This window comes from Planomonospora algeriensis, assembly GCF_977012225.1.
In genome coordinates this window covers 1-7,516 of record NZ_CDRNDK010000325.1, presented here as the reverse complement: position 1 = coordinate 7,516, position 7,516 = coordinate 1, and the positions used below count along the sequence as shown (strand labels likewise).

Genomic DNA, 7,516 nt, shown 5'->3' with positions numbered 1-7,516 from the left:
TGGGGAAACGGATCGAGAGCGATCTCGGCACCGCGCCCCAGGCCGACTCAACAAGCGCGTCCCCTCGGGGAGGCCGGCCTTCTCGACGGCCTCGCGCCGGCAGTGGCCGAACGACGACCGCTGGGGGATCTTGCGGATGCGGTTGGTGATCAGCACCCCCTCCGGTCCGCGCGGATAGTGCTGCATGTGCGCGGTGATCTCCTCCAGGACCCCGTCGTCGACGGGCAGGGTCCGCCGCGACGCCTTGGTCTTCAGTTCGACCAGGGCGCCCCGCTGGGCCTGCTTCTCGATCCGGACCCGTCGCTTCAGGAACTCCACCCGCGCCTCGGTGATCCCGAGCGCCTCGCCCTCACGCAGTCCGAGGCCGAATCCGAGCCACACCGCCAGGCGGTAGCGCGGCGTGATGGAGTCGGCCAGGGCGAGGACAGCGGTGGTCGGCAGAGGCTCCACGACCCGGGGTTCGACCCGGGGGAGAGGCACCCGCAGGCAGGGGTTGGCGGCGATCACGCCGTCGTCCACGGCGGACTGCATGAGCGCCCGCAGCATCGCGTAGACGGTCCCGACCGTGGACGCCGCCAGGGAGCCGTTCAGCTTGGCGACGAAGGACTTCATGTCGGCGCGGGTGAGTGAGCCGATCCGCCGGTCGCCCAGGGCCGGATAGATGTGGGTCTTCAGGTGGGAGGCGTAGGTCTCCAGGGAACCGGCCCGCAGGTGGACCTGTGCCGGCAGCCACTTCTGGTCGCCGTACTCGCGCAGCTTGGTCTGCCCGCGCTTGGGGTCGATGTAGACGCCCCGGAGCCGGTCGGCCTCCATCGTCGTGGCGTGCTTCTCGGCGTCGCTCTTCTTGGCGAACGCCTTCGTCTGCTCCCTGCCGTCGGGTCCTGCCCACACGGCCAGCCAGCGTTTCCCGTTTCCGTTGCGGGCGGTCGGCTCCTTCTTCGACTGGCCGTCCGGTCCCTCGACCGTCTTGAACCAGAGATCTCTAACGCGCGCCATCGTGTCCTTCCGCGGCAGGTCTGCGTTCGGCGAAGTAGTCGCGGAGCTCGGCCATGAGTTGCCGGGTGATGTGGCCGCGGAGCGTTCGTACCTTGGTGGGTTGGCTCAGATCGGCGCCGGACTCCAGCAGGCGGCGTTCCCGTTCTCCGGAGACGCTGCCGGCGAACGGCCCCCACAGGTCCCGGTAGGCGAGCATCAGGTTTCCGGTGCCCACGCCGAGTTCGTCGGCCAGCGCTTGGAGTTCCTCGTAGGTTTCTTCGGCATCGCCGCCGGCCCGTTCCAGTTGAGCCTTCCGCTTCTCCTCGGTGACCCACTCGCTGATGATCTCGCGCACTTTGTGCTGTACAGGCTGGTGGAACCATGCGAACCCCGGTTCGGCGAGCAATTCGATCACGTGGGTCAGGGAGACCCGCCGGCCGAAGCTGGAGACGGTGTAGCCGTCCTCCAGGGTCGGCAGGAGGTCCACCAGGGTCACGGGCTCGTCCAATGCCAGCGTCAGGACGCGGGGGAGCGCGAGCAGCTCCTCGATGGTGAGGTCGCGGCGGCCCGTCTCGATGCGTGACACGGCCGACGGATCCCAGGTCATCCCGAAAGCGCGGGCGGCCTCCGAGACGTCGCGCAGGACCTTGCCCCTGGCTTCCCGGAGGCGGCGGATGTTCCGCCCGATCAGCTGCGCGACCGTCGATGGGTCTTCCTCGATCATGGGCCGTAACCTACGTTGCTTATTGCTGGATTGCAACATGCAGTCTTCATGATCTATGGTGCCCGTGGCATTACCGCAACGAGCAACTTGGAGGCTTGTCGTGAGCAGCGAAGTGCTGACCCCGGCAGAGCTGGCCGAGCGGGAGAAGGTCCCGCTGGCCACCGTCTACGCCTGGAATTCGCGCGGGGACGGCCCCCGCTACTACCGGGCGGGGAAGTACGTGAGGTACCGGCTGGCGGACGTCGTCGCCTGGGAGGACAGCCGTTTCGCGGAGGCGGTGTGAACCGCCCGCCGGAGCGTCCCGGGGGAGCGACCGGCCTCTCGGCTACGCACACCCACCCGGATGAGAGGGGGGCGGGTCCGCTCGCAACGAACCCGCCCGCAAGCTCAGCACCCACCAATGGCACGAGCCTCATCAGGGTACATCGGGGCTCCGAGCCTCGCCCCGGTCGCGAACTCCGGCACGCCCTGGCCGCCGCCCGGCGCGGCTGGCATGTCTTCCCGCTCACGCCGGGAGGCAAGCGCCCGCTCCCCGGATTCACCGACTGGGAGAGCCGGGCCACCGACGACCCCGAAGCCATCCGGAGGCTCTGGGACGGCAGGCCGTACAACGTCGGCATCGCCTGCGGGCCCTCCCGGCTCGTGGTGATCGACCTGGACACTCCCAAGGACGGCCGGCGGCCGCCGCAGCCGTGGGACGTGCCAGGCGTCAACGAGGGGGCGGACGTGCTCGCGTCGCTCTGCGAACAGGCCGGGCAACCGTTCCCGTTCGAGACGTTCCAGGTCAGGACCCGGCGCGGCGGCGTGCATCTGTACTTCACCGCGCCGGATGGGGTCACGCTCGGCAACACCAGCGGGGACAGGGGCCGCGGGCTGGGCTGGCTGATCGACACCCGGGCGACCGGCGGGTACGTGGTCGGCCCCGGCAGCCGGGTGGACCTGCCGGACGGCCGCGGGACCTACGACGTCATCCACGCGCCGGACCCGCTCCCTCTCCCCAGATGGCTCGCCGACCGGCTCGCCGCGCCTTCGGATCCTCCGCGTGGGCCGATGAGGCCACCGTCGGAGATCATCTCCGGGCACGGTGCACGCGCCACGGGCTACGTCCTGGCCGCGCTCCGGGGAGAGGTACAGCACGTCCTCGACGCGCGTCCGGGCAGCAGGAACGCCACCCTCAACACGGCCGCGTACGCGCTCGGCCGACTTGTGGGCGGAGGTCTGCTCCCCGCCCACTCCGCCGAGACCGCCCTGCGAATGGCGGCCGAGAGCATCGGGCGGCCTCCCCGGGAGGCCGCCGCCACCATCCGCTCCGGCCTGGCCGCCGGGAGCACACAATCACGCCAGGGGGCAGCATGAACACCCAGATCACCGCCGACGAGATCGTCGGAACCGTGATCAAGTCCGAGCCGTGGGAGGAGCCCGTCCCGCTGGGCGGCCGAGCGTCGCTTCCCGCCTTCCCCGTGGAGGTGCTGCCCGGCTACATCGCCGAGATGGTTAACGGCACGGCGGAGGAGATCCAGGTCCCGGCGGACCTTCCCGGCGCGCTCGCCCTGGCCGTCCTCGCCACCGTGGTGGCCGGACGGGCGGAGGTCGCCGTCCGTGGGAGCTGGACGGAGCCGCTCAACCTGTTCGTCGCGGTGGCGATGCCTCCCGGTTCGGGGAAGTCTCCCGCCTTCCGGATGATGCTCGGCCCGATCAGCGAAGCGGAGCGGCAGCTCCAGGCGACGGCCCGGACGCAGATCGCCGAGGCGGAGGCGGAGCGCAAGTCCGCCCTGGCCAACGCCGAGGAAGCCCGCCGCAAGGCGAAGTCGCCGGATGAGATCCGGACGGCCAACCAGGCTCTCCAGGCGGCTGAAACGATGGAGATCCCGATCATGCCCCGGCTGACCGCCGACGACACGACACCCGAGCAGGCGACGACCACCCTCACCGAGCAGGGCGGGCGGCTGGCCATCCTATCCGCCGAGGGCGCGTTCTTCGAGATCGTGCTGGGGCGCTACTCCAGCCGCCCCAACGTCGAGCTGCTGCTCAAGGGACATGCCGGGGACCGGCTCCAGATCGACCGGCGCAGCCGTACCGAGGCGGTGGACCGCCCGGCCCTCACCATCGGGCTCTGCGTGCAGCCGCAGATGCTCCAGGACATCGCCGCCAAGCCCCAGATGCAGGGGCGGGGTGCCCTGGCGCGCTTCCTGTTCTCGGTGCCGCGGGATCTCATCGGAAACCGGAAGATCGAGCCGGAGACGGTCTCCCGCCGGGTGATCGAGGAGTACGGCACGCGCCTCACCCGGATGGCGCTGGACCTCACCCGCCGGTCCGGCCCTCCCGCCGTGATCGGTCTCACGGCGGGCGCACTCCGGCTTCACACCGAATGGCGAGGGGAGATCGAGCCCCGCCTGCGGATCGGCAACGGCGACCTGGAGACGCTCCGCGAGTGGGCGGCCAAGCTCCCCGGGGCGACCGCTCGCCTGGCCGGCCTGCTGCACCTGGCCCAGGACCCCGACGGCGGTTCCACACCCCCATCGGTGAGGAGACCATGCGCCGGGCGATCAGGCTCGCCCGGTACTACATCGAACACACCTCCGCCGCCTTCGGGGTGATGCACGCCCATCCGTTCCAGGAGGACGCCCAGGCGGTCCTGGCATGGATCGCCGAACGCGACCCGAAGGAGGGGCCTCTCACCAAGCGTGCGGTGCAGCGGCGGTTCCAGCGGAGGCTCAAGTCGGTCGACGAGGTCGCCAGGGTCCTCGCCCTGCTGGAGGACCACGGCTACATCCGCGGGGTCCCCGACTCGTTCTCGGTCTCCGGCAGGACCGTCTACGAGATGCACCCCCAGATCGCGATGACACGCTGACAGGACCCTCTCGCGATCCTGATGACCTGCGGAAACGACTGTCATCGGCTGCGATGACAGTCCGGTGACAAAGGAGGGACCCCGGTGACGGGCCGAGACCCGGATCGGCCTGTCACCGGGCGCGTTGACAGGCGTTTCCGCAGGTCAGAACCCCATCGAAGGAACTCGTCACCGAGGTGTCAACGCCCGCGATGACACTGTCATCGCAGGTCAAGGCCGGTTTTCTGCCCGATGTCACCGTTTTCCGAACGATGACGGCGGACCCGGCCGGTGTCACTTCCTCCAGCCGGGGCCGGCCGGAGGACAGGCCACTCACCCGACAAGGAGCAAGGCATGACGGTCGTCCAGCTCTCCGATCGAGCCGCCCCGAGCGGCGCCATCCCCGGCGTCCACGTCGGCCCGTCCCGCGACGCGGTGCGGCGCGGCCTTCCCGCCCGGCGGAACAGACGGGAAACCTCCGTCTCCCCGGGGAAACCTCCGTCTCCCCGGGGAAGGCCGTCGTCCTTCTCGGCATGTCCCGCGCCGGCATCCGGAGCGCCTGATGGGACGTCCTACCAAGCTCACCCCTGAGCTGCGCGACCGCCTGTGCGAGTACATCCGCGCGGGGAACTACCTCGCCACCGCCGCCGAGCTGTGCGGCGTGGGGCGGTCCACCGTCAACCGATGGCTCGCCGAGGGGGAGGCCGAGGACGCCCCCGCGGGATACAGGGAACTGCGGGACGCGGTCACCCGGGCACGCGCAGAGGCCGAAGCCCAGATGGTGTCGATCGTGCAGTTGGACGCACGGGGAGGGGCGGTGGTGCGCGAGGTGACCCGTCGGTGGCCGGACGGCACCGTGGAGACCGACCGGCAGCTCACCCCGCCCAACGGCAGGCTTGCACTGGAGTATCTGGCCCGCACCCGTCCCCAGGAGTGGCGGCCGGTGAAGGCCGTTGAGGTCTCCGGGCCGGCGGGCGGGCCGGTGAAAGCCGACTACGACGTGAAGGTGATCGAGGGTCTCGTCGCCAAGATCCAGCAGGCCAAGGCCCGGCGTGAGCGGGAGCGGACCCGTGAGTCGTCGGCCCCTTCCCCGCAGTGACGCCTCATCCGTCGCGGCGGCGATGACAGATGGTGATCCCTGCCTCACGTGAGTCGTCCCGATCCGGATCCGCACCCGCGCGCGGCCTTTTCGGCCCGCTCTACGCGCACGTGCGCATAGGGTGGGCCGATCATCGCGGTGTTCTTCCGCTCTCCCGTCCTGCGCGGGGGAGGCAGCATCAGTGTGACTGCGGCCACCGTGGATCCGTCCGCTGGGTCACACGTCCACACCTGGCCGGCGTGGACCCCGGGCGGCGGTGATCAAGCGGGCCAGACGCCGGGCCAGACGCGTGGCGTCGCGGCCGACGCCGCGCAAGGTGTTGGAGGCGGGGCTGCGCTGCCATTCCAGGCCGAGGAAGCCGAGTCCGGGATGGGTGAGCGACACCCCGGCGCGCTGGCGGGGCCGCCCATCTCGGTCCAGGCCGCCGAGGCCGTTCAGGTAGGGCAGGTGGGGCCGGTAACCGGTGGCGAAGATGACCGCGTCGACGTGTTCGCGGGTCCCGTCGGCCCAGATGACCTGGTCGCCGTCGAAGCCGGTGAACATGGACCGCCGCTCCATGCGCTTGTCGGCCAGGGCGCGGCGGTAGCGGCCGTCGTCGAGCACCGGCACGGTCGGCGGGGATGCGATCAGGCGAGCGGGCAGCCGGTCGAAGCCGGTGATCGTGAACCAGAAGTGCAGGTCGCGGCCGAGGGGGCGCTGGTCGACGAAGCGGATCGGCTCCCGGGTGGCCAGCGTGACCTCGGCGACATCCGCGAGGTCGTGGGCGATCTGGACGGCGGAGTTGCCGGCGCCGACCACCACGACGCGCTGGCCCGCATGCGGGGCCGGGGTCCGGTAGGCGGCCGCGTGCAGGATCTGTCCCGTGAAGGTCTCCTGGCCGGGCAGGAACGGCAGATGCGGGTTGCCGAAGGAGCCGCTGGCCGCGATCACCGCCGGGGCGTGCAGCACCGTGCCGTCGGCGAACTCCACGCTGAAGCCGCCGCCGCTCTCGGCGCGTACGGCGGTGACGCGGGCGCCGGTGCGGATGTCGGCGTCCAGGCGGGCGGCGTAGCGCTGCAGATAGGCGGTGACCTCGTCGCGGTGCGGGTAGCGGTCCGGGTCGCCGTCGAAGGGCGCGCCGGGCAGGGCGCTGTAGCGGGCCGGGGAGAACAGAGTGAGGCTGTCGTAGTAGTGCGGCCAGGACCCGGCCGCGCGCTGACCGGCCTCCAGGACCAGCGGGCGCAGGCCCGCTCGCAGCAGGGCGTGGCGGCGGCCAGGCCGGACTGGCCGGCGCCGATGACGGCGACGTCGAAGATGGAGGTGCTCACACCGCCGGATCGTATCGTCAAATCTGAAAATGACAATATGATGGGGGTGGGGTGATGCTATGACCATGAACGACGGGATCGAGTTGACGGACGCGGCGCGCGGGCTGCTCAAGGCGCTGGCCAGCGACACCCGCCAGCAGATCCTTCTGCTGTTCGCGGGCGGGATCGAGCTGACCGTGGGCCAGGTCGCCGAGCGCATGGAGCTGGCCCAGTCGGCCACCTCCACCCACCTGGCCACCCTGCGCGACGGCGGCGTGCTGACCTCGCGCCGCGAGTGGAAGACCGTCTACTACCGGGCCGACCCGGCCCGCATCGGCCAGGCGTTGGCCGACCTGCAGGCCGGCCTGCAGGCGTGCTGCCCTCCGGCCGACTGCCCGCCGGACGCCTGCGGGTGAGACCGGCCCGCTCGTGCACCGGTGCGGTCCTGGCCGGTCAGCCGCCGCATGGGCACGCTCCCGTGGGCCGCACCTCGCGCACGCCGCCGCGGGCGTCCGTCTCCACCCGGCAGCAGGCCGTCAGCAGGGTGCGCAGCCGGGTCCGGGCCCGCTGGACGCGGGACTTCATCCCGGGCACCGACAGGC

At 71.2% G+C, this 7,516-nt stretch carries 9 protein-coding genes; 6 read left to right on the top strand and 3 right to left on the bottom strand.

Annotation, left to right across the window (positions count from 1 at the left end):
- Together ACWJ6R_RS26235 and ACWJ6R_RS26230 are read right to left on the bottom strand one after the other, a co-directional pair.
- Positions 1-996, bottom strand: a 996-nt coding sequence (locus tag ACWJ6R_RS26235) for a tyrosine-type recombinase/integrase (RefSeq protein WP_449064793.1), incomplete at its 3' end; no start/stop codon positions are given.
- Positions 983-1,699 (bottom strand): helix-turn-helix domain-containing protein, encoded by a 717-nt coding sequence (locus ACWJ6R_RS26230; protein WP_449064792.1) that lies wholly within the window; start codon positions 1,697-1,699, stop codon positions 983-985. The genes ACWJ6R_RS26235 and ACWJ6R_RS26230, both read right to left, overlap by 14 nt.
- A 100-nt stretch (positions 1,700-1,799) precedes the next feature.
- Between ACWJ6R_RS26230 and ACWJ6R_RS26225 the strand changes: the two genes are divergently transcribed.
- The 5 genes from ACWJ6R_RS26225 to ACWJ6R_RS26205 all read left to right on the top strand — a co-directional run bounded on the left by ACWJ6R_RS26225 (position 1,800) and on the right by ACWJ6R_RS26205 (position 5,628).
- Entirely contained in the window at positions 1,800-1,982 is a 183-nt protein-coding gene (locus tag ACWJ6R_RS26225) for a helix-turn-helix transcriptional regulator (RefSeq protein ID WP_449064791.1), read from the top strand.
- Complete coding sequence (locus ACWJ6R_RS26220) at positions 1,979-3,055, top strand: bifunctional DNA primase/polymerase (protein ID WP_449064790.1); 1,077 nt, start codon at positions 1,979-1,981, stop codon at positions 3,053-3,055. The genes ACWJ6R_RS26225 and ACWJ6R_RS26220 overlap by 4 nt, the downstream gene beginning before the upstream one ends.
- A complete protein-coding gene (locus ACWJ6R_RS26215) occupies positions 3,052-4,296 on the top strand; it encodes a YfjI family protein (RefSeq protein ID WP_449064789.1) in 1,245 nt (414 codons plus the stop codon). Before ACWJ6R_RS26220 ends, ACWJ6R_RS26215 begins: the two co-directional genes overlap by 4 nt.
- Entirely contained in the window at positions 4,233-4,550 is a 318-nt protein-coding gene (locus ACWJ6R_RS26210) for a hypothetical protein (RefSeq protein ID WP_449064788.1), read from the top strand. The genes ACWJ6R_RS26215 and ACWJ6R_RS26210 overlap by 64 nt, the downstream gene beginning before the upstream one ends.
- 541 nt (positions 4,551-5,091) lie before the next feature.
- Entirely contained in the window at positions 5,092-5,628 is a 537-nt protein-coding gene (locus ACWJ6R_RS26205) for a hypothetical protein (protein WP_449064787.1), read from the top strand.
- Between the two features lie 216 nt (positions 5,629-5,844).
- On the opposite strand, the gene ACWJ6R_RS26200 is transcribed toward ACWJ6R_RS26205, so the two are convergent.
- The gene (locus ACWJ6R_RS26200; RefSeq protein WP_449064786.1) at positions 5,845-7,002 is read right to left on the bottom strand and encodes a flavin-containing monooxygenase; all 1,158 of its coding nucleotides are present in this window, start codon (positions 7,000-7,002) and stop codon (positions 5,845-5,847) included.
- On the opposite strand from ACWJ6R_RS26200, the gene ACWJ6R_RS26195 reads away from it, so the two are divergent.
- Positions 7,001-7,330 (top strand): ArsR/SmtB family transcription factor, encoded by a 330-nt coding sequence (locus tag ACWJ6R_RS26195; RefSeq protein ID WP_449064785.1) that lies wholly within the window; start codon positions 7,001-7,003, stop codon positions 7,328-7,330. The genes ACWJ6R_RS26200 and ACWJ6R_RS26195 overlap by 2 nt on opposite strands.
- The last annotated feature ends 186 nt before the right edge of the window (positions 7,331-7,516 follow it).